The 21,584-nt window shown below is 66.3% G+C and carries 21 protein-coding genes; 11 read left to right on the top strand and 10 right to left on the bottom strand.

The window, feature by feature from the left end; translation table 11 throughout:
• Positions 1 to 66: 66 nt before the first annotated feature.
• Positions 67 to 192, top strand: a complete 126-nt coding sequence (locus ACROUL_RS16505) for a hypothetical protein (RefSeq protein WP_305569073.1) — start codon at positions 67 to 69, stop codon at positions 190 to 192.
• 3 nt (positions 193 to 195) lie between these two features.
• Here ACROUL_RS16505 and ACROUL_RS16500 read toward each other — a convergent pair whose 3' ends face one another.
• Both ACROUL_RS16500 and ACROUL_RS16495 read right to left on the bottom strand, forming a co-directional pair.
• The gene (locus ACROUL_RS16500; protein WP_431300540.1) at positions 196 to 528 is read right to left on the bottom strand and encodes a DoxX family protein; all 333 of its coding nucleotides are present in this window, start codon (positions 526 to 528) and stop codon (positions 196 to 198) included.
• Between the two features lie 53 nt (positions 529 to 581).
• On the bottom strand, positions 582 to 1,034 hold the full coding sequence (locus ACROUL_RS16495) for an Lrp/AsnC family transcriptional regulator (protein ID WP_431300539.1): 453 nt from the start codon (positions 1,032 to 1,034) through the stop codon (positions 582 to 584).
• Positions 1,035 to 1,137: 103 nt separating this feature from the next.
• Between ACROUL_RS16495 and putA the strand changes: the two genes are divergently transcribed.
• Both putA and ACROUL_RS16485 read left to right on the top strand, forming a co-directional pair.
• Positions 1,138 to 4,578, top strand: coding sequence for a bifunctional proline dehydrogenase/L-glutamate gamma-semialdehyde dehydrogenase PutA (gene putA / locus ACROUL_RS16490; protein ID WP_431300538.1), 3,441 nt, complete (start codon positions 1,138 to 1,140; stop codon positions 4,576 to 4,578).
• A gap of 100 nt (positions 4,579 to 4,678) precedes the next feature.
• Positions 4,679 to 5,428 (top strand): rhomboid family intramembrane serine protease, encoded by a 750-nt coding sequence (locus ACROUL_RS16485; protein WP_431300537.1) that lies wholly within the window; start codon positions 4,679 to 4,681, stop codon positions 5,426 to 5,428.
• A gap of 1 nt (position 5,429) precedes the next feature.
• Here ACROUL_RS16485 and ACROUL_RS16480 read toward each other — a convergent pair whose 3' ends face one another.
• Positions 5,430 to 6,215, bottom strand: coding sequence for an inositol monophosphatase family protein (locus ACROUL_RS16480; RefSeq protein WP_431300536.1), 786 nt, complete (start codon positions 6,213 to 6,215; stop codon positions 5,430 to 5,432).
• A 31-nt stretch (positions 6,216 to 6,246) separates the two neighbouring features.
• Positions 6,247 to 6,402, bottom strand: coding sequence for a hypothetical protein (locus ACROUL_RS16475; RefSeq protein ID WP_431300535.1), 156 nt, complete (start codon positions 6,400 to 6,402; stop codon positions 6,247 to 6,249).
• A gap of 61 nt (positions 6,403 to 6,463) precedes the next feature.
• On the opposite strand from ACROUL_RS16475, the gene ACROUL_RS16470 reads away from it, so the two are divergent.
• Positions 6,464 to 8,224, top strand: coding sequence for a monovalent cation:proton antiporter-2 (CPA2) family protein (locus ACROUL_RS16470; protein WP_431300534.1), 1,761 nt, complete (start codon positions 6,464 to 6,466; stop codon positions 8,222 to 8,224).
• 13 nt (positions 8,225 to 8,237) lie between these two features.
• Here the strand turns inward: ACROUL_RS16470 and ACROUL_RS16465 are convergent, their stop codons facing one another.
• On the bottom strand, positions 8,238 to 9,143 hold the full coding sequence (locus ACROUL_RS16465) for a LysR family transcriptional regulator (protein ID WP_431300533.1): 906 nt from the start codon (positions 9,141 to 9,143) through the stop codon (positions 8,238 to 8,240).
• Between the two features lie 87 nt (positions 9,144 to 9,230).
• On the opposite strand from ACROUL_RS16465, the gene metF reads away from it, so the two are divergent.
• From metF to ACROUL_RS16440, 5 genes are all read left to right on the top strand, one after another.
• Positions 9,231 to 10,100 carry a methylenetetrahydrofolate reductase [NAD(P)H] gene (gene metF, locus ACROUL_RS16460; protein WP_431300532.1) on the top strand — a complete coding sequence of 290 codons (870 nt, stop codon included), beginning with the start codon at positions 9,231 to 9,233 and terminating at the stop codon, positions 10,098 to 10,100.
• A 139-nt stretch (positions 10,101 to 10,239) separates the two neighbouring features.
• Positions 10,240 to 10,680 (top strand): type II 3-dehydroquinate dehydratase, encoded by a 441-nt coding sequence (aroQ, locus tag ACROUL_RS16455; protein WP_431300531.1) that lies wholly within the window; start codon positions 10,240 to 10,242, stop codon positions 10,678 to 10,680.
• A complete protein-coding gene (locus ACROUL_RS16450) occupies positions 10,677 to 11,444 on the top strand; it encodes an HpcH/HpaI aldolase family protein (protein ID WP_431300530.1) in 768 nt (255 codons plus the stop codon). Before aroQ ends, ACROUL_RS16450 begins: the two co-directional genes overlap by 4 nt.
• 77 nt (positions 11,445 to 11,521) lie before the next feature.
• Entirely contained in the window at positions 11,522 to 12,616 is a 1,095-nt protein-coding gene (locus tag ACROUL_RS16445; protein WP_431300529.1) for an AMP-binding protein, read from the top strand.
• Positions 12,604 to 13,683 (top strand): thiolase family protein, encoded by a 1,080-nt coding sequence (locus ACROUL_RS16440; RefSeq protein ID WP_431300528.1) that lies wholly within the window; start codon positions 12,604 to 12,606, stop codon positions 13,681 to 13,683. Before ACROUL_RS16445 ends, ACROUL_RS16440 begins: the two co-directional genes overlap by 13 nt.
• Here ACROUL_RS16440 and ACROUL_RS16435 read toward each other — a convergent pair.
• From ACROUL_RS16435 to ACROUL_RS16415, 5 genes are all read right to left on the bottom strand, one after another.
• Positions 13,672 to 14,214, bottom strand: coding sequence for a biotin transporter BioY (locus ACROUL_RS16435; protein WP_431300527.1), 543 nt, complete (start codon positions 14,212 to 14,214; stop codon positions 13,672 to 13,674). The two genes, ACROUL_RS16440 and ACROUL_RS16435, sit on opposite strands and share 12 nt — an antisense overlap.
• A gap of 32 nt (positions 14,215 to 14,246) precedes the next feature.
• Complete coding sequence (locus ACROUL_RS16430; RefSeq protein WP_431300526.1) at positions 14,247 to 14,849, bottom strand: CbiQ family ECF transporter T component; 603 nt, start codon at positions 14,847 to 14,849, stop codon at positions 14,247 to 14,249.
• A complete protein-coding gene (locus ACROUL_RS16425; protein WP_431300525.1) occupies positions 14,824 to 15,582 on the bottom strand; it encodes an energy-coupling factor ABC transporter ATP-binding protein in 759 nt (252 codons plus the stop codon). The genes ACROUL_RS16430 and ACROUL_RS16425 overlap by 26 nt, the downstream gene beginning before the upstream one ends.
• A gap of 174 nt (positions 15,583 to 15,756) precedes the next feature.
• A complete protein-coding gene (locus tag ACROUL_RS16420; RefSeq protein WP_431300524.1) occupies positions 15,757 to 16,017 on the bottom strand; it encodes a glycine zipper 2TM domain-containing protein in 261 nt (86 codons plus the stop codon).
• A gap of 207 nt (positions 16,018 to 16,224) precedes the next feature.
• Positions 16,225 to 17,505, bottom strand: coding sequence for a 4-aminobutyrate--2-oxoglutarate transaminase (locus ACROUL_RS16415; RefSeq protein WP_431300523.1), 1,281 nt, complete (start codon positions 17,503 to 17,505; stop codon positions 16,225 to 16,227).
• A gap of 185 nt (positions 17,506 to 17,690) precedes the next feature.
• On the opposite strand from ACROUL_RS16415, the gene dprA reads away from it, so the two are divergent.
• The gene (dprA, locus tag ACROUL_RS16410) at positions 17,691 to 18,824 is read left to right on the top strand and encodes a DNA-processing protein DprA (RefSeq protein WP_431300522.1); all 1,134 of its coding nucleotides are present in this window, start codon (positions 17,691 to 17,693) and stop codon (positions 18,822 to 18,824) included.
• A 92-nt stretch (positions 18,825 to 18,916) separates the two neighbouring features.
• The gene (gene topA, locus ACROUL_RS16405; RefSeq protein WP_431300521.1) at positions 18,917 to 21,541 is read left to right on the top strand and encodes a type I DNA topoisomerase; all 2,625 of its coding nucleotides are present in this window, start codon (positions 18,917 to 18,919) and stop codon (positions 21,539 to 21,541) included.
• Positions 21,542 to 21,584: the final 43 nt, after the last annotated feature.

The raw sequence follows: 21,584 nt of genomic DNA, 5'->3' as shown, positions 1-21,584 counted from the left end.
AATTCGGGCGTTGCGAGGGTATTCTGGGTTCAGGGCCTGATCCGGGCCGCAGTGAAGGGGACAAGCATGGCCAAGGGCATGAACAAGCGCAAGGAAGTGAAGAAGCCGAAGAAAGAGGCTGCGAAGCCTGCGGTTTCGGTGGCATCGACCAATGCGAAGGTGACGATTTCGTCGGGCAAGCCGAAGGACTGACCGTCACGCCTTGCGCGCGGCGGCGAGCACCAGAAAGCCGCCCGCAAGGCACCAGTTCTTGACGAAGATCGACATTTGCCAGCCGTCATCGGGTTGGAAATGGAAGATGCTGGTTGCCGCGCAATAGGCGGCGGCGACCAGTGCGGATGCGCGCACCGTGGGCGGCCAGATCAGCCCCACGCCAAGGGCCACGTTCAAGCCGAGCGCGGGCCAGATCAGCCAGACCGGTGCGCCGATCCCGGCGAGCAGACCTTGTGCGGCGGCGGGGGCGAGCGCCTTTTGTGCGGCCCCGGCGGCGAAAAGCGCGGCCAGAAGGATGCGTCCGATCAGGTCCATGCGGTTCCTCCCCTTGCTGCATATACGTGGCGCAGCGGGGGGAAGTTGCAGGATTAGAACACTTCCTTTACCGCCTCCATCGCGACGTAGGTGGAGGTCGAGGCGACGTGGGGCAGGGCCGAGATCACCTCGCCCAGTACGCGGCGGTAGGACTGGATATCGGCGGTGCGCACCTTCAGGAGGTAATCGAACGAGGAGGCCATCATGTGGCATTGTTCCACTTCGGGCACCGACAGGACGGCCTTGTTGAAGGCTTGCAGCGCGGCTTCGCGGGTGTCCGACAAACGCACCTCGACAAAGGCAACGTGGGCTTGTCCCATGCGGATCGGGTCGATGATGGCGCGGTAGCCGGTGATTACCCCGGCCTCTTCCAGCCGTTTCAGGCGGGCTTGAGTGGGCGATTTCGACAGGCCGATGAGGCGGGCAAGTTCGACGGCTGCGATGCGGCCTTCGGTGGCCAGCACGCGCAGGATGGCGAGGTCGAAGCGGTCCAGGTCATTCGCCATGCGGTTTCTCTGGTTTTGGGTCACTGTGCCCGCATATCACGGATCAATCGGGAAAACAGCCTGCGCGACAGGGTGTATGCTGGGCAAAAGAGGGAGAGCCGCCATGCCGCGCGATCATCACGACACAGCCTGGTCCGTCATCGAAGCGGGCAGCCTTGCCGACGAGGCGACACTGGTGCGCCGCCTGATCGCCGAGGCGGGCCTTGATGCCGAAGCGCGGGCGCGGATCACGGCGTCGGGCGCCGATCTGGTGCGGCGCATCCGGGGCAGCGCCAAGCCGGGGCTGATGGAGGTGTTTCTGGCGGAATACGGGCTGTCGACCGACGAGGGCATCGCGCTGATGTGTCTGGCCGAGGCGCTGCTGCGGGTGCCGGATGCCGAAACGATGGATGCGCTGATCGAAGACAAGATCGCGCCGTCGGATTGGGGGCGGCATCTGGGCCGCTCCGCCTCCAGCCTTGTAAATGCGTCGACCTGGGCGCTGATGCTGACCGGCAAGGTGCTGGACGACCGCGAGCCGGGCATTGCCGGCCACCTGCGCGCCGCCGTGAAGCGGCTGGGCGAGCCGGTGATCCGCACCGCCGTGTCGCGCGCGATGAAGGAGATGGGGCGCAACTTCGTTCTGGGCGAGACGATCGACAAGGCGATGGACCGCGCGCGTGAACTGGAAGGTAAGGGCTACACCTACAGCTACGACATGCTGGGCGAGGCGGCCCGGACGGAAGCCGACGCGCGGCGCTATCATCTGAGCTATTCCAAGGCGATCACCGCCATTGCGGCGGCGGCGCGTGGCAACGACATCCGCCAGAACCCCGGTATTTCGGTGAAACTGTCGGCGCTGCATCCGCGCTACGAGGTGGCGAAGCGCGCCCGGGTGATGGAGGAGTTGGTGCCCCGCGTGCGTGCGCTGGCAGGGCTGGCGCGGGCCGCAGGCCTTGGCTTCAACATCGACGCCGAGGAGGCGGATCGTCTGGCGCTGTCGCTTGAGGTGATCGAGGCGGTGCTGTCGGACCCGTCGCTGGCCGGGTGGGACGGGTTCGGCGTGGTGGTGCAGGCTTACGGTCGCCGTGCCGGCGCGGTGATCGACTGGCTTTATGCGCTGAGCCAGCGGCTTGACCGGAGGATCATGGTCCGGCTGGTGAAGGGCGCCTATTGGGATGCCGAGGTCAAGCGGGCGCAGGTCTTGGGGCTGGAGAGCTTTCCAGTATTCACCCGCAAGCAGGCGACGGACGTGTCCTATATCGCCAACGCGCGCAAATTGCTGGGCATGACCGACCGGATCTATCCGCAGTTCGCAACCCACAACGCGCATACGGTGGCGGCGATCCTCGATATGGGCAGCGACCCGATGGCTTTTGAATTCCAGCGCCTGCATGGCATGGGCGAACGGCTGCACGACATCGTTTTGACCGACCGTGGCACGCGCTGCCGAATCTATGCGCCGGTCGGCGCGCACAGGGATTTGCTGGCCTATCTGGTGCGCCGTCTGCTGGAAAACGGCGCAAACTCCAGCTTCGTCAACCAGATCGTCAATGAGGAGGTGACGCCGGAGACCGTGGCCGCCTGTCCGGTTACGGCGATGGAGGGGATGGAGCATGTCGCATCGCCCGCCTTGCCCGCGGGGCCTGGGCTTTTTGGCGCGCGGCGGAATTCGAAGGGCTGGGATCTGACCGACGCGGTTGATCTGGCCGCCATCGAGGCTGCCCGTGCGCCCCATACCGAGGCGCTGTTCGAGGCCGGGCCGCGTCTGGCGGGGCGTGTGGCCGGTGGCCCGCGCCTGACGGTGACCAACCCGGCCACCGGCGCATCGGTGGGCCATGTGCTGACCGCGGCCCTGCCGGATGTCGATACCGCGCTTCGCCTTGCCGAAACTTGGGTCGCGACCCCGGCGATCCGCAAGGCAGTGTTGTTGAAGGCCGCCGATCTCTACGAGGAAAGCTTCGGTCCGATTTTCGCGCTGCTGGCGCGCGAGGCGGGCAAGACACTTGCCGACGCGGTATCGGAACTGCGCGAGGCGGTGGATTTCCTGCGCTATTACGCGCATGGAGCCGAGGCTTTGGCCAACCCCGCGCGCGGGGTGTTTGCCTGCATCAGCCCGTGGAACTTTCCACTGGCCATCTTCACCGGCCAGATTGCTGCGGCCCTTGCCGCCGGTAACGGCGTGCTGGCCAAGCCCGCCGAGCAAACACCGCTGATCGCCACGCTGGCGGTCGACCTGATGCTTCGGGCCGGCGTGCCTGCCACCGCGCTGCAACTGTTGCCCGGCGACGGCACGGTGGGGGCCGCGATCACCCGCGACCCGCGCATCGCAGGGGTGGCCTTCACCGGATCGACCGACACCGCGCTGTTGATCCGCAAGGCGATGGCGGCCCACGCCAACCCAACCGCGCCGCTGATTGCGGAAACCGGCGGGCTGAATGCGATGCTAGTGGATTCGACGGCACTTCCCGAACAGGCGGTGCGCGACATTCTGGCGGCAGCGTTCCAGTCGGCCGGGCAACGCTGCTCGGCGCTGCGCTGTCTTTACGTGCAGGAAGATGTGGCCGAAACCGTTACCGAGATGCTGTTCGGCGCGATGGATGATCTTGCGCTTGGCGATCCGTGGAATCTAGCGACCGATGTGGGCCCGGTGATCGACGCCGAAGCGCAGGCGGGAATCCGCGATTACATCGACGCTGCGCGACGCGAGGGCTGCGTGCTGAAGGAACTGGCCGCGCCGCAGGGTGGCACCTTCGTCGGGCCAACGGTGCTTTCCGTTAGCGGGATCAGCGCCATGCCGCGCGAGATCTTCGGCCCGGTGCTGCATGTCGCCACCTTCAAGGCATCCGAGATCGACCGGGTGATCGACGCGGTCAACGCCACCGGCTACGGGCTGACCTTCGGGCTGCACACCCGGATCGACGACCGGGTTCAACGCATCGTCGACCGGCTTCAGGTCGGCAACGCCTACGTCAACCGCAACCAGATCGGCGCTGTGGTGGGCAGCCAGCCCTTTGGCGGCGAGGGTCTGTCCGGTACCGGGCCAAAGGCTGGCGGGCCGGAGTATCTGCACCGTTTCACCCGCGCGGCCGCCCCGGTGACCGAGGCTGACGGCACCGGTGTGACCGAGGCCGAGGTTGCCCGCGTGCTGTCCGCCCCGCAGGCAAAGCTGGCGGACCGCAGCGTGAACCTTCCGGGGCCGACGGGCGAATCCAACCGCCTGACGCTGACCGCCCGCGCGCCCCTTCTGTGCCTTGGCCCCGGCCAGGCGGCGGCGCGCCAGCAGGCCGAGGCGGTCCGCGGGCTCGGCGGGCGCGCAGTGGAGGCACCGGGACTGGACCCTGCCGAGCTGGCACGCCTGAAGGGGTTTTCCGGCGCGATCTGGTGGGGCGATGCTGGTGTCGCGCGCGCCTGTGCCGAGGCCCTTGCCAGCCGGCCAGGCCCGATCCTGCCCCTGATCGGCGATATGCCGGATGCCGGGCACGCGGTTCTGGAACGCCACCTCTGCATCGACACCACAGCCTCGGGCGGCAACGCGCAGCTTTTGGCCGAGGTCGGTGCCTGATCTTCCTCTTTGCGAAGATATCCTCGGGTGGCGAGGGGGGCAGACAGCCCCCCCTCTGCCGACGCTTGACGCCCCGATCCGGATCGGAAACTCTACCCCCATGTTTCCGATCCGCGACCACAATCCTTCGGGCCACGTGCCCTTCGTCACGCTGGCACTGATCGCGGTCAACGTGATCGTGTTTCTTGGCTATTTCCCGTCGATGACCGAAGACCAGCTTGGCTGGTTCTTCCAGACTTGGGGTCTGGTGCCGGCGCGGATGATGGCGGGGCAGGGATACGAGACGATCCTGACGTCCATGTTCCTGCATGCCGGTTGGATGCACCTGATCGGCAACATGCTTTTTCTCTACATTTTCGGGGACAACCTCGAGGAAGAGATGGGCCCTGTCGGCTTCCTGCTCTTTTACCTCGCCTCGGGCGTCGCGGCGGCGGGGCTGCAGATGGCGGCTGACTTTGCCTCGCCGACTACGATGGTGGGCGCGTCAGGGGCGATTGCAGGGGTGATGGGGGGGTATCTTCTGCTGTTCCCGAAGGCGAAGGTCGACGTGTTGTTCATCTTCCTGATCTTCTTTCGCATCTTCGCGATACCGGCCTGGATCGTGCTGGGCCTGTGGCTGACCATCCAGGTGGTGTCCGGCGTGATCACGCCCTCGGACGCCGGGGGCGTGGCCTATTGGGCGCATGCCGGCGGGTTCGTCGGGGGGCTGTTGCTGGCGATCCCGGTCTGGGTGCGGCGGGGCGCTGCGGATTACTGGCGCAAGACCCAAGGCCACCCGCCCCACGCCGAGACCGAGTTCAAGGCGGCGCGGTCCAACATTCCGCTGGTGCCGCGTCGCCGCCAGCCGTGATCTAGCCGCGCACCACGCCCCGGAACGCGTCGAACAATCCGTCATTGCCCGCGATGACCGAGCCGTCCAGCGGGTCGGCGCCGTCGCGGATGCCCGATACCATGCCGCCGGCCTCGCGCACCAGAAGGATGCCTGCAGCGATGTCCCATGCGTTCAGTTCGCGTTCCCAGTAGCCTTCGTAGCGGCCTGCCGCGACGTAGGCGAGGTCAAGCGCCGCCGAGCCCCAGCGCCGCACCCCGGCGCAGGCCGGCATCAGGCGCGCAAGGTCTTGCAGCATGGCGGGCAGGGTGGCCTTGGCGCCGAACGGAACGCCAGTGGCAAAAACCGCTTCCGACATGTTCCGACGGCCCGATACGCGCAGGCGGCGGTTGTCGTTCAGCCAGCAGCCGGCGCCTTTTTCGGCCCAGAACATCTCGTCTTTGGCCGGATCGAAAACCACGGCGGACACGATCTCGCCCTTGTGTTCCAGCGCGATCGACACCGACCAGTGCGGCATCCCGTGCAGGAAGTTCGTGGTTCCGTCCAACGGATCGACGATCCAGCGCCGGGTCGGGTCGGCGCCATCGGCGGCGCCGGTTTCCTCGCCCAGCCAGCCATAGGTCGGGCGGCCACCAAGCAGCTCTTCCTTGATGATCCGTTCGGCCTCGCGGTCGGCGCGGCTGACGAAATCGCCGGGGCCCTTGGTCGAGACCTGAAGATTCTCGACCTCGCGGAAGTCCTTAACCAGGCTGCGGCCCGCCTTGCGGGCGGCCTTGATCATCAGGTTGAGGTTGGCTGAGCCTTGCATGGGATCCCTCCGGTCGGTTCCGCCCGGTGGCTTACAGGGGATAGGCCGCGATGAAAACCCCGCAGCCAAGCCCCGGCGTGGCATTTTCGGGTGCAAGTACGCCCGGCATCGGCCAGTGCGGCTCACGCAGCAGTTTGCTGCGGATCGCGCGGGCGTCGTGGGCTGCGGGGACAGGTGGCTTTGGCAAATCAACCTGCTTGCCATTCGCCGTGTCCACCGGCACGCTTTGCGCGCAACCGAGGGGTCACATGGCAACTGAAAGCGCTGGCGTCGATCTGCCCGCCATCGTCACGCTTCTGGGCGCGGCGGTGGTGGCTGTGCCGTTGTTCAAGCGGGCTGGTCTGGGGTCGGTGCTGGGGTATCTGGCGGCGGGGCTGGCGATCGGGCCGTTCGGGCTTGGCCTTTTTTCCGATCCGATGGCGATCCTGCATGTGGCCGAACTGGGCGTGGTGATGTTCCTGTTCATCATCGGGCTGGAGATGCAGCCGTCGCGCCTGTGGGCAATGCGGCGCGACATCTTTGGTTTGGGGCTGGCGCAGGTGCTGGTCTGCATGGCGCTGTTGTCGCTGGTCGGGCTGGGGCTGGGCTACCCGTTCGCGCCGTCTTTGGTGGCGGGGACGGGGTTCGTGCTGACCTCGACGGCGATCGTGATGCAGATGCTGGAGGAGCGTGGCGACCTTTCGGCGCCGAAAGGGCAGCGGATCGTGTCGATCCTGCTGCTGGAAGACCTTGCCATCGTGCCTTTGCTTGCGCTGGTCGCGTTTCTGGCACCGGGGGCGGCGGATGTGACGCTGGCCGACCGGGCGCTTGGGGTCGGGATGGGGCTTGGGGCGATTGCGGTTCTGATCCTTGCCGGGCGCTATCTGATCAACCCGGTGTTTTCGGTGCTGGCCGGCGCCAAGGCGCGCGAGGTGATGACGGCGGCGGCGCTCTTGATCGTGCTGGGAGCCGCGCTCTGGATGCAGCTTGGCGGGCTTTCGGCGGCGATGGGGGCGTTTCTGGCGGGGGTGCTCTTGTCGGAATCGACCTACCGCCACCAGCTTGAGGCGGATGTCGAGCCTTTCCGGGGGCTGCTTCTAGGGTTGTTCTTTCTGGCCGTAGGCATGGCGCTGGATCTTTCGGTGGTCGCGGCGAACTGGCGGTTGATCCTTGGGTCGGTCGTGGCACTCACGCTGCTGAAGATGCTGGCGATCTATTCGGTGGCGCGCCTCTTCAAGGCAAGCCACCGCGAGGCGGTGGAGCGGCTGGTCCTGATGGCGCAAGGCGGCGAGTTCGCCTTTGTGCTGTATAAGGCCGCGCTGTCGGTGGGGCTGATCAATGCCGAGGAAAACGCCACGCTGACGGCGGTGATCATCATTTCGATGGTGATGACGCCCCTGTTCGTGCTGGCGCATGACCGGCTGATGCCGAAACCTGTGGCTTCGACCGACGGTCTGCCGATGCCGGAAGATGACGGTGCGTCGGTGCTTCTGATCGGGTTCGGCCGGTTCGGGCAGGTGGTCAGCCAGCCCCTGTTCGCGTCGGGCTACAAGGTGTCGATCATCGACATCGACACCGAGATGATCACGACCGCAACCAGCATGGGATTCAAGGTGTATTTCGGGGATGGCACGCGGCTGGATATCCTGCATGCCGCCGGGGCGACCCATGCCCGCGCCATCATAATATGCATCGATAATCAGGGTGCCGCCACCCGCATCGCGCATCTGTTGCGGGATGAATGCCCGCTGATCCCGGTCTTTGCGCGCAGCTATGACAGGCGCCATTCGATCGACCTGATCAAGGCGGGGGTCGAAGTGCCGATCCGCGAAACCTACGAATCGGCGTTGCTGCTGGGTGGCAACCTGTTGCGCCACTTCGGGGTAGACGAGGGGCGCGTCGAGGAAACGCTGAACGACGTGCGACTCCGTGATGCCGACCGCTTTGCATTGCAGCTGGCGGGAGACATCTACTCCGGTCGCGATCTGTTGCGGGTGGATGCCGGGCTGGCGGTGGAAAACTCCGGCTGATCAGAGGCCTCAGTTACTGGCGCTGAAGCTTTACCGGCTCGCTGCGGCCAAGGCGCAGGAAATGGGCCATGAAGGGTTTGGCCACATCCTCGGACCGGGTGGCTGCGAACAGCCGCTTGGTCACGGTGTCCGGGCCAAGGGGGCGGGTGACGTAATCGGCACTCGACTTCACCTCGCGCAGCACCCAGTCGGGCAACACCGCCACGCCCCGGTTCGACCCGACCAGCATCAGGATCACCGCCGTCAGTTCGGCGGTGCGCTGGGCGCGGGGTTCGACCTTGGCCGGGGTCAGAAGCTCGGTGAACACATCCAGCTTGTCGCGGGTGACGGGGTAGGTGATCAGCACCTGATCGCGGAAATCTTCGGCTTCGATGAACGCCTTTTGCGCCAAGGGGTTGGCGGCTGACGCCAGAAACGTCGGGTGATAATCAAAGAGCGGGTTGTAGGTGATGCCCGGCAGGTCGACGGGGTTCGAGGAAATCACCAGATCGACCTCTTCGCGGTTCAGGGCGGGCAGGGCGTCGAAGGCCAGCCCGGCGCGGATGTCCACGTCGATCTCGGGCCAGGCGTGGCGGAAGAGTTCGAGCACTGGAAACAGCCAGTCGAAACAGGCGTGACATTCGATGGCGATGTGCAGCCGCCCGGTCTTGCCGGAGCGCAAGCTGCGGAATTCTTCCTCCATCGCGTCGATCTCGGGCAGGATGCGGTCGGCGGCGCGCAGCATCCGGATGCCTGCGGAGGAGAGTTTCATCGGCTTTGACCGGCGCACGAAAAGCTCCATCCCCGCCTGATCCTCAAGCCCCGCAACCTGATGGCTGAGCGCCGATTGCGTCATGTTCAGCATTTCGGCGGCGCGGGCGAGGCCGCCTGCCTGATGAATGGCGCGGATGGTTCGCAGATGGCGCAGCTCGACGTACATGCGGTGAACCTCATAATCATGGTGAGTATTATGAATTTGTCTCACATCAGGGAATCTGAGACAAGGGGGCATAGAAGGAGCCTGTCCATGACCGCCACGCCCCGCATCTCGTTTGAATTCTTCCCGCCGCAGACGCTGGATGCGTCGTTCCGGCTGTGGGAAACGGTGCAGGCGCTGGCGCCGATGCAGCCCAATTTCGTGTCGGTGACGTATGGTGCGGGCGGCACCACACGCAAGCTGACACATGAGGCGGTCAGCGCGATTGGCCGCAACTACGGGCTGAACGTCGCTGCGCATCTGACCTGTGTGGATGCGACGCGCGCCGAGACGCTGGAAATCGCCGAGGCCTATGCCGCAGCGGGTGTGACTGAGATCGTGGCCCTGCGCGGCGACGCGCCGAAGGGGGCCACCCGCTTCACCCCGCATCCCGATGGGTTTGCAAGTTCGGTCGATCTGGTGGAGGCGCTGGCCGCGACCGGCAAGTTCAAGATCAGGGTCGGTGCCTATCCCGAGCCGCACCCCGACGCCGCCGACAGCTTTGCCGACGTGACCTGGCTGAAGCGCAAGATCGACGCGGGGGCGACGTCTGCGATCACGCAGTTCTTCTTCGATGCCGACACCTTCTTTCGCTTCCGCGATGCCTGCGCCCGTGCGGGGATCACCGCGCCGATCATTCCCGGCATCCTGCCGATCACTTCATGGGAAGGCGCGAAAAAGTTCGCCGCGCGCTGCGGCACCAAGGTTCCGGCCAAGCTGGACGAAGCCTTCACCACCGCCGCCCGCGACGGGCGCGAGGAGTTGCTGGCGCTGGCACAATGCACGGCGCTTTGTGACCGGCTGCTGCAGGGCGGAGTGGACGATCTGCATTTTTACACCCTGAACCGGCCGCACCTGACCCGCGAGGTTGTCCGCGCGCTGGGCATCACGCCGGAACTGGTGCTGGAAAAGGTCGCCTGAATTCGCCCTTCGGGGCGCACGATGTCTCCCTCGCGGCCCCTTGATGCGGTGAAACCGCATCGGGGGTCGTCTTTTTTCGTGCCGCTTGTTCCCCCGGCGGGATCGGGTAAGGTCTGCCCAACCCGCCCGAGGATGCGCAATGCCGAAGCTGATTACCGTCTTGAACGGCCCGAACCTGAACCTGCTTGGCGCCCGCCAGCCGGAAATTTACGGGCGTGAAACGCTGGATGACGTGGCCTCGGCCCTGTCGGATCTGGCCGATGATCTGGGTTTGGCGGTGCGCTGCCTGCAATCGAACCACGAGGGCCAGTTGATCGACTGGGTGCAGGAAGCGCGCGGCAAGTCGGCGGGCATCATCATCAATGCGGGCGCGCTGACACATACCTCCATTGCCCTTCTGGATGCGCTGAACACGTTTGAGGGGCCGGTGGTGGAGGTGCACATTTCGAACATTCACAAGCGCGAGGCGTTTCGGCACCATTCCTACATCAGCCTGCGAGCCGACAGCGTGATCGTGGGTTGCGGCACGCATGGATACCCGCTGGCGCTGCGGCATCTGGCAGCACAGGTGACGAAATGACTTTGCCGATCAATGCCTTCAAGCGCGACCTTCGTGAAGGTCGCCAGCAGATCGGGCTGTGGAATTCGATCCCCGGCCCGGTGGTGATCGAAATGCTGGCAGGCTCCGGCTTTGATTTCATAACTGTAGATACCGAACATTCGCTGACCGACATTCCCGATATTCTGGGCATGTTGCAGGCGCTTGCGCCCTATCCGGTGTCGCCCGTGGTCAGGCCTCAGTCGCAGGATCCGGCGCTGATCAAGCGGTTGCTGGATTTCGGGGCGCAGACGTTGATGATCCCCTATGTCCAGTCGGCTGACGAGGCGCGGGCGCTGGTTGCCGCGATGCGCTATGCCCCGCGCGGGTTTCGCGGTGTGGCGGGCGGGACGCGAGCGTCGCGCTTCGGCGCGGTGCCCGACTATTTCACCCGCGCCGAGGAAGAACTGTGCCTGATCGTTCAGATCGAGACGCATGAGGCCGTGGCCGCGATCGAGGAGATTGCCGCCGTCGACGGGGTTGATGCGCTGTTCATCGGGCCGGCGGACCTTGCGGCCTCGCTTGGCCATCCGGGCAACATGGCGCATCCCGATGTGGTGGCGGCTATCGAAGCCGCGATCAAGCGCATCGTTGCCGCCGGAAAGCCTGCAGGTATTCTGGTCGTGGACACCGATTTTGCGCGCAAGTGCATTGACTGGGGCACGAGCTACACGGCGGTTGGTGTCGATCTTTGGCTGCTTGCCGCCGCCGCGCGGGGTCTGGCCGCCAGCTTTCGGCAAGGGTGAGCGGCGGGGCGTCCCCGGCCGGGTTTCTCTGGCACCCGGCGGCGCGTCTGTTTGATGCCGAGGGTGAGCAGCGCCCGGTGGCATCCGGGGCGCCGGTGATAGCCGAGCGTCCGTCTGCGCTGGCGCTGGCGGCGGCGCTTGCCACCCCAGTGTTCCGCATCGGCGGCGAAGGTCCGGCACCAGAGCCCGGACCCGTGCCGATGTTCGAGACACTTACCTCCGGCTCCACCGGCACGCCGCGCCGCATCCGGCGAAGCCACGCCTCGTGGATCGCCAGTTTCGACGTCAATGCCGCGCGCTTTGGCATCGGCCCCGGCGCGCGGGTCGCGGTGCTGGGACGGCTGGTCCATTCGTTGTCGCTTTACGGCGCGGTGGAGGGGATGCATCTGGGCGCAGAGGTGCATCTTTTGGATGGGCTTCGGCCTGACCGGCAGCGTGGGGCGCTTGCCGAACGCAGGGTCACGCAGCTTTACGCGACGCCAGCGCAACTGCGGCTGCTGACCGATCATTCCGGTCCGGTTTGCCCCGATCTGCGCCTGATCCTTGTCGGCGGGTCGAAACTAGACGCTGCGCTGCGGGCCGCCGCCGGGAAGCTGGCACCAGCGGCGCGCATCGTCGAGTTTTACGGCGCGGCGGAAACCTCGTTCATCACGCTGGCCGACACTACGACGCCGGAAGGTTCGGTCGGGGCCGTGTATCCGGGGGTGGAACTTGAGCTGCGCGCGGGGCAGGTCTGGGTGAAAAGCCCCTATCTGTTCGATGGCTATGCCGGTGATCCGGGCGGGGCGGTCTTGAGCGAGGGCTGGCTGTCTGTGTGCGAGATGGGGCGGCTGGACGCGGGCTGGCTTTACCTGTCGGGGCGCGCGGGCCGGATGGTCACGGTGGCCGACCAGAATGTGTTTCCCGAGGAAATCGAGGCGCTTCTGGCGGCCTTGCCCGGTATCCGGCACGGCGCTGTCCTTGCCCGCCCCGATGCGCGGCGGGGGATGGTTCTGCTTGCGGTGGCGCAGGGTGACCCGGCGCAGGAGGCGGCGATCATGGCGGCGCTGCGGGCGGCACTTGGCCCGTTGAAGGCGCCCAAGGCGTTGATCTGGCGTGCTGATTGGCCGACGCTCGCCTCGGGCAAGACCGACCTTTCGGCACTTGAGCGGGAAACGTCATGGCCCATCTGATCGCCGCGTATCGCACCGCTGTCGTACCGCGTGGCGGCACCTTTGCGCGGCTGTCGATCGAAGAGCTTGGGGTGCCGGTGATCCGCGCCTGTCTTGCGACGGCGGGCCTTGATCCGGCCGACATTGACGAACTGGTGGTGTCGAACGCGCTGGGGGCGGGTGGCAATCCGGCCCGGCGCACCGCCCTTGCCGCCGGGTTGCCCGAGCGGATTGCGGGGCTGTCGATCGACCGGCAATGCGCGGGCGGGCTGGATGCGATCTTGATCGCGGCGGCGATGGTCGACAGTGGTGCGGCCCATGCGGTGCTGGCGGGCGGTGTGGAAAGTTATTCGCGTCGTCCGCTGCGTTTTGCAACCGATCCTGATGGCGGCCCGCCGGTGGCCTATGACGAAGCACCGTTCACCCCTTGGCCCGACCGCAACCCCGGCATGGCCGAGGCGGCGGACGCGCTGGCGCGCGGTCTGTCCATTTCGCGGGCCGAGCAGGAGGCGTGGGCGGTGGCCAGCCACGCCAAGGCGCTGGCCGCCGATCTGGGTGCCGAGATCGTGCCGCTGGCGGGGCAGGCACGCGATGCCTTCGCCCGCAGGCTGACCCCTGCGCTGGCGGCCCGAGCGCCGGTGGTTGCGGGCAGCATCACCGCAGCCACGGCGGCGGTCGCGGCGGATGCGGCTGCGTTCGTGGTGGTGGTGTCTGACCGGATCGCGGCGCGCTACGATCACCGGTTGCGGATCGTCGGCGGGGCGACGCTTGGCGCCGATCCGATGGAGCCGGGGCTGGCGCCGCTTGCAGCGATCCGCAAGGTTTGGGACGGCGGGCCGCTGGCGATGGCCGAGGTGATGGAGGCCTATGCCGTGCAGGCGATGGCGGTGGTCAGAGGTGCGGGGATCGACCCGGCCATCGTCAACCTTGGCGGCGGTGCCTTGGCGCGGGGGCATCCGATCGGTGCTTCAGGCGCGATCCTTGCGGTGCGGCTGTTTCATGGCCTTCGCACCGGGCGGGGGCTTGCCGCGATTGCGGCAGCGGGTGGCATCGGCAGCGCGCTTCTGGTCGAGGTGTCAGGCGCGTGACAGCAGCGACGCGGGCCGCATCCGGGCGAGGCTTTGCGTGACCATGCCGGCCAGCACGGCCTTGACCACATCGCCCGGAAGGAAGGCGATGGCCAGATAGCTGGCCTCGGTCAGCGATTTTTGCAGCATCAGCGCCATGCCGAGGATGCCGAAGACGTAAAGCACGCCGATCCCGCCGATCACCGCGCCTGCCGCAGCGGCTATGCCGGGTGCAAGGCTGGTGCGTTCCATCACCCAGCCGGCGACGAAGGCGGCAACGGGAAAGCCCAGCAGGAAGCCGACCGAGGGCGAGGCAAAGACACCCAAGCCGCCGCGACCACCTGACAGAAGCGGCAGCCCCGCCGCGACAAGCACAAGGAACAGCACCACCGCCAAAGCCCCTCGCCGTGCGCCAAGCACCGTGCCGCACAGCATGACGCCAAGGCTTTGCGCCGTGATCGGCACCCCGGCAGCAAGGTCGATCTTCGGCACAAGTCCAAGGATCGCGATCAGCGCGGCAAAGAGGGCGATGTGGGTGAGGCTGCGTTCCAAGGGGCGTCTCCTGGGGAATTGGATGCGCTTGTTTAATCAGCGCCGCCGCGGGCGCGCAAGGCTTCCGCCGCGTGATCGGCATCGTCGAGGGCGGCGAGGGTAGCCGGAACCAGCACCCGCCAGCGCGCCGGGCGGGGCGACCGCGCGCGCCACGCATCGGTGATCCGGTCCATCCGGTCCAGCATCACGGGGATGAAGCGCACCACCAGCGCCAGCGCCAAGGCCAGCGTCCGCGGGCTGAGGCCAAGGCGGGCGAGGGGGCGTGCCAAAGCCTCGATCACGGCCACCATATCGGAGAGGCGGGTTGTCATCGTCACCAGATTGGCGGCGGCCACGGCAGCCAGCATCCGCAGGATCACCACCGCACCCCCGGCAACATCGCCGGTCCAGCCGTGCCAGAGCGCTACGATCAGCACGAAGGGCCAGAGCGGGCGCAACAGCCGCGCCCCGTGCGCAGCGAAGGTGGCCCCGCCAAGGCCAAGGTGCAGCGCCACGACAGCGGCCAGCGCCAGCCCCAGCACCAGAGGGGTGGAAAGCTGGAAAAGAACCAGCGTCCAAAGCGACAGCGCCGCCAATTTCACCCCGGCGGGCAGGTGGTGAGCCGACGTTTCAACCGGCGAGGTCAGTGTCAGCATCACGCTCTCCGATACGGGCCATTTCGGCGCGGAAGGCGGGCAGGACGGTCGCAGGTGCGCCGTCCGCCACGATGCGACCAGCCTCGATCCACAAAACGCGGTCGGTGTCGGCCACGGCGGCAGGGTCGTGGGTGATGGTCAAAAGCCGCTGCGGCAAGGCGGCAAGTCGGCGGGCGATGCGGTCCTGGGTTGGCAGATCGAGGCCCGCGAAGGGTTCGTCCAGCAGGATCGTGCGCGGCTCCATCATCAGTACGGCCATCAGGCACAGATAGTGCCGCTGACCTTGGCTGAGGGTGGAGGTCGGGGCCAGACCCCAGTGCGATCGACCTTCGGCAGCAAGGGCCGCGCGGGCCGTGGCAAGGGCCTCTGACTGCGACCGGCCCAGTTGGCGCAAACCGAAGGCCAGTTCTTCTTCCACGGTGGGAAACAGGATCTGGTGATCGGGGTTCTGGAACAGGATGCCAAGTGCCGCCAGCGTGCCCTTGCGGTCGGTGGCGGGATCGAGGCCGTCAATCCGCACAATGCCTGCGTCGGGTGCGATCAGCCCGGCGATCAGGCGCAGCAGCGTGGTCTTGCCCGATCCGTTGCGCCCCACGATGCCGATGCGCTGTTCGGTCAGGTGCAGGGTCAGGTCTTGCAGGATGACATGCCCCGACAGCGTCACACGGGCACGGTCAAGCATTATGCCTGACGATGCAGCACGGCCCGAGATGCGGGACGGGAGAGCAGACATGCACGGCCTTTCCGAAAGCTGGAGCCGTTCTAGCGGCTGGGGCCAGAACTGGAAAGGCGGCTGTCTGCGAAGAGGGGAAGAGACTGCGAAGGGGGAAGAGACGGGTTTCGGGACCGTTCGGTCGACCGGAGTGATCGCCGGGCCGGGGCTTGCGCCGCCGGCCCGGTCGTAACGTCAGCAGGCCGCGATGAAGCGCTTGCCGTACTGGTCGCGGTAATAGCACTGGCCCTGCGTCGGCGCCGGGCCGATCAGGGTCGATGCCGCCACGCCAACCGCAGCGCCGATCAGGGCGCCCTGCGTGCGATCTTCGTCCGAGGACACCGCAGCGCCAACCGCCGCGCCGCCCAATGCGCCGAGGGCAGCATTCTGGTCAGATGTCTGGCAAGCCGCCAGCGAAAGGGCCGCGACAGGAAGAATCAGGTAGAATTTGGTCATGTGTGCCTCCAGGCAATAGTTCCGCGCTGCAGCAGCAACGCACGCCGGGCGGGTCGGTTCCACCTCTGACCGGATTGATCAGCGTAAAGCCGCGTCAGCGAAGCGCGCATTTCGGCGAAAGCCGGCCAATCCTGCGGGGGCAAAGGGGGGGGCCAAAGAAAAAAGGCCCGACGCAGCGCATCGGGCCTTGGCAACATGGGTCGGATTTCAGGCCGTGGTGCGGGCGGCGGCGATCGATTCTTCCAAAATGCCCATCGCTTCGGCGAAATGCGCGTCGGGAATGGTGATCGGTGCAAGGAAACGGATCACGTTTCCGTAGACGCCGCAGGTCAGCAGGATCAGCCCGCGCTTCAGTGCTTCCATGCGGATGCGGTTGGTCAAGCCCGCGTCCGGTTCGTGGTTAGACGGGTTGGCGAATTCGACGGCGACCATGAAGCCGGGTCCGCGGATATCGCTGATTTCCGGAGTGACCGAGCGGATCGCCTCGAGCCGCTGTTTCAGGCGGCCACCAAGTTCATTGGCGCGGGCGCAGAGGTCTTCCTCTTCGATCACGTCAAGGACGGCGTTGGCCGCGGCGATGCCAAGGGGGTTGCCGCCATAGGTGCCGCCAAGCCCGCCCGGGTGGGCCGCATCCATCAGCTCGGCACGGCCGGTGACGGCGGCAAGCGGCAGGCCGCCTGCCAGCCCCTTGGCCATCGTCGTCAGGTCTGCCGCCACGTCATAGCCGTGCATGGCGAAAAGGTTGCCGGTGCGGGCAAAGCCGGTCTGCACCTCGTCTGCGATCATCACGATGCCATGTTCGTCGCACAGCTTACGGATCGCGCGGACCAGTTCCTTTGGCGCCGGGTAGAAGCCGCCTTCGCCCTGCACCGGTTCAAAGATGATCGCCGCGACGCGGGCGGGGTCGAGGTCTGCCTTGAACAGCTTGGTGATGCCCGCCATCGCATCGTCGGTGGAGATCTTGTGAACTTCCTGCGGGAATGGCACGTGCCAGACGTCTGGCATCATCGCGCCGAAGCCCTTCTTGTAGGGTTCGACCTTGCCGGTCAGCGACATACCCATGAAGGTCCGGCCGTGGAACGCGCCGCCAAAGGCGATCACGCCGTTGCGGCCGGTGGCGATGCGGGCAATCTTTACTGCGTTCTCGCAGGCCTCGGCACCCGTTGTGACGAAGATGGTCTTTTTCTGGAAATCACCCGGAACGGCGGCGTTCAGGCGTTCGGCAAGACGGATGTAGGATTCGTAGGGCAGCACCTGGTGGCAGGTATGGGTGAAGCGTGACATCTGTTCGGCCACGGCCGCCATGATCCGCGGATGGCAATGGCCGGTGTTGACCACCGCGATGCCGGCGGCAAAGTCGATGTAGCGGTTGCCCTCGATATCCCAGATCTCGGAGTTGAGCGCGCGATCGGCGTAGATCTGCGTCATCATGCCGACCCCGCGCGAAATGGCTTGGTCGCGGCGCTTGGCTACTTCGGCATTCAGCATGGTCGTGCTCCCTATGATGTTGCGCCCATTTGATCAAATAATGCGGGCGGGTTCAATGCCGATGATGCGCCTGTGGCAGGGGTGGGAGCCTTCGGCGGGAGTATTTTTGAAAAGAGCAAATCGAGATTCAGATTTCGTTAACCCTGGACGGTGCAGGATCGGGTCGGGATCTTGCGAGGGCCAAGATGGCGGATGGGCAGCTTTTTGCGGGCGCTGTGACCGAGGCGGAGCGGCTGGACTGGCTGCGCCTGATCCGGTCGCGTCGGGTTGGCCCGGTTACGTTCCACCGGCTTGTTGGGGAGCATGGGACAGCGCGGGCGGCACTTGCGGCCTTGCCCGAGATCGCGCGCGCCGCGGGGGTCGAAGGCTATGCCGTCTGCCCCGTCGAGGTGGCGGCAGCGGAGTTGCGTGCCGGAAAGGCTAAGGGCGCGCGGCTTTTGTGTCATGGCGAGGCGGCCTATCCGCTGGCCCTGATGGATTTGCCGGATGCGCCCGCCGTCCTTTGGGCGCTTGGGAATGTGGCACTTCTGAACCGGCCGATGGTGGCCATGGTCGGGGCGCGCAACGCCTCGTCGCTTGGGGTGCGGATGGCGCGGCGGCTGGCCGAGGGGCTGGCGCAGGCCGGGCAGGTGGTGGTGTCGGGCCTTGCGCGCGGCATCGACGCCGAGGCGCATCGCGCCGCCCTGCCCACGGGCACCGTCGCGGTGATGGCTGGCGGGGTGGATGTGATCTACCCGTCGGAAAATGCCGCCTTGCACGCCGAGATTGCCGCGACGGGCTGCCTTGTATCAGAGCAGCCGATGGGGCTGGAGCCGCAGGCGCGGCATTTTCCGCTGCGCAACCGGATCGTGTCAGGGCTGGCGCGTGCGGTCATCGTGGTCGAGGCGGCGGCGCGGTCGGGCAGCCTGATCACCGCGCGCACTGCGCTGGATCAGGGGCGGGACGTGATGGCGGTGCCGGGGCATCCATTCGATGCGCGGGCATCGGGGTGCAACATGCTGATCCGCGACGGGGCCACGCTGGTCCGCGGCGCGCAGGACGTGCTGGAGGTGATCGGCGCGGCCGTGCTTTTGGCCGAACCGCCTGCACCGCGGATTGCACCGCTGCCGGGCCCGGCGGCACCGCAGCGCAGCCTGAAGGAAATGCGCGTCCTGCACGACATGATCCTGGCGCGGCTTGGCCCTTCTCCAGTGGCGGAAGACCAGCTGGTGCGCGACCTTGCCGTCACCTCGGCCGAGCTTGCGCCCGAGTTGCTGGCGCTGGAACTGGACGGTCGCGTGCTGCGCCAACCGGGTGGGTTATTGTCGCGCGCGGTCTGAGAAAGGAGCATTTGTGGCGCGCCGGTTGACAATCACGACGCTTGGCCCCCATGTTGCCGCGCCATTCGGGCGGCCTCGGGAGAACGGATTTCATGCCAGTAGTTGTTGTCGAGTCGCCCGCGAAAGCCAAGACGATCAACAAGTATCTCGGGCCCGATTACACGGTTCTGGCCTCATACGGGCACGTTCGCGACCTGCCGCCGAAGGATGGCTCGGTCAACCCCGACGATGGGTTTGCGATGACTTGGGAAGTGGCCGCAGACAGTCGCAAGCATGTGAAAGCGATCACTGAAGCCCTGAAATCGGATGACCACCTGATTCTCGCAACCGACCCCGACCGCGAGGGCGAAGCGATTTCGTGGCACCTGCAAGAGGCGCTGGCTTCCAGCCTGAAGAAGGGCAAGACGGTCAGCCGCGTCACCTTCAACGCGATCACCAAGGACGCTGTGACCGAGGCGATGAAGAACCCCCGCCAGGTCGACAAGCCGCTGGTGGAGGCCTATCTCGCCCGCCGTGCGCTGGACTATCTGGTGGGCTTCACCCTGTCGCCGGTCCTGTGGCGCAAGCTGCCGGGCGCGAAATCCGCCGGCCGCGTGCAATCGGTCTGCCTGCGCCTGATCGTGGAGCGCGAGCAGGAGATCGAGGCGTTCCGGGCACGGGAATTCTGGACCGTGACGGCGGTGCTTGTCACCCCGCGCGGCCAGGAATTCGAAGCGCGGCTGACCGTTCTTGGTGGCAAGAAGCTGGACAAGTTCGACGTGCCGACCGCCGAAGCGGCGGAACTGGCCGTGCACGCCGTCACCTCGCGCCCACTTGCGGTCACGGCGGTGGAGGCAAAGCCGGCCAGCCGCAACCCCTATGCGCCCTTCATGACCTCGACCCTCCAACAGGAGGCTAGCCGCAAGTTCGGCATGGGCGCCAAGCAGTGCATGTCGGCGGCGCAGCGGCTTTATGAGGCCGGCTACATCACCTACATGCGGACCGACGGCATCGACATGGCGCCCGAGGCGGTGATGGCGGCGCGGGCCGAAATCACCCGCCGTTTCGGGCCGACCTACGTGCCCGACAGCCCGCGCATGTACAAGAACAAGGCCAAGAACGCGCAGGAAGCGCATGAATGCATCCGGCCCACCGACATGTCGGCGGCGCCCGAAAAGCTGCGTCTGGCCGACCCGGACCAACGCAAGCTGTACGACCTGATCTGGAAACGCACCATCGCCAGCCAGATGTCGGCGGCGCGGATGGAACGCACGGTGGTCGACGTCGCCTCGCCCGACGGGCAGGTGGTGCTGCGGGCGAATGGGCAGGTGGTCTTGTTCGACGGCTTCCTCAAGGTCTATGACGAGGGCCGCGACGAGGAGGGCGACGACGAGGGGCGTCTGCCGCAGATCATGCAAGGTGAGGCGGTCGAGAAGCGGTCGGTGACGCCGGCGCAAAGTTTCACCCAGCCGCCGCCACGCTATACCGAAGCGACGCTGGTCAAGCGGATGGAGGAGTTGGGGATCGGGCGGCCGTCGACCTATGCCAGCGTCCTGACGACGATCGTTGACCGGGAATATGTGCGCAAGGACAAGAACCGCCTGATCCCCGAAGACAAGGGTCGGCTGGTGACGGCGTTCCTGACCAACTATTTCCGCAAGTATGTGGAGTACGACTTCACCGCCGACCTTGAGACGGAACTGGATGACGTTTCGGCCGGGGACCGTGATTACAAGGACGTGCTGACCCGGTTCTGGCGCGACTTTTCGGCGGCGATTGCCGAGACGGCGGATTTGCGGATCGGTGAGGTGCTGGACAAGATCGACGAGTTCCTCAGCCCGCACCTTTACCCGCTGCGCGAGGATGGGTCGGACCCGAGGATCTGTCAGGTTTGCGGCACCGGGCGGTTGCACTTGAAAACCTCGCGGTCGGGCGGGGCGTTCATCGGTTGCGGCAACTATCCCGAGTGCCGGTACACGCGGCCGATCTCTGGTGGTGAGGATCAGGGCGGCGTCGATGGCAAGGTGCTTGGGGAGGATGCGAAGGGCAATCCGATCTCGATCCGCACCGGGCGGTTCGGGCAATACGTCCAACGCGGCGAGGCGACCGAGGCGCAGCCGAAGCCTGACCGGGCGAGCCTGCCAAAGGGCTGGTCGGCGGAGAGCCTGACGCTGGAGCGGGCGCTGGAGCTGCTGTCCCTGCCGCGGCTCGTCGGGACGCACCCGGAGGATGGGCTGCCGGTGGAGGCGGCCATCGGGCGGTTCGGGCCCTATGTGAAGCACGGGTCGGTCTATGCCAACATTCCCGATGTGGAGGAGGTCTTCACCATCGGGATGAACCGGGCGGTGGAGGTCTTGGCGCAGAAGGCGGCGGGGCGGCGTGGGGGGGCGGCGCCTGCGGGGCCGTTGAAGGTGCTGGGCGAACACCCTGACGGGGGCGAGGTTCAGGTGATGCCCGGCAAATACGGGCCTTACGTGAAGTGGGGCAAGGTCAACGCGACGCTGCCGAAGGAGATGGACCCCGAGACGGTGACGCTGGACGAGGCGCTGGCGCTGGTCGCCGAGAAGGCGGGCAAGAGCGGGGGCAAGAAGAAGGCCGCGCCGAAGAAAGCTGCGCCGAAGAAGGTGGCGGCAAAGACCGAGGCAGGAGCCAAGCCTGCGGTCAAGAAAGTGGCAGCCAAGAAGCCGGCGGCCAAGAAGGCGGTTGCGAAAAAGCCTGCGGCTAAGAGAGCCGGGTGAGAGGTGTCCCACGGTGGGACACCTTGAGGCATGACGTCATATC

It is taken from the genome of Tabrizicola sp. BL-A-41-H6 (assembly GCF_050632395.1).
Taxonomy (GTDB): Bacteria; Pseudomonadota; Alphaproteobacteria; order Rhodobacterales; family Rhodobacteraceae; genus JAUYQR01.
The sequence above is the reverse complement of the archived record's forward strand: the minus strand, read 5'-3'. Positions and strand labels throughout refer to the sequence as shown.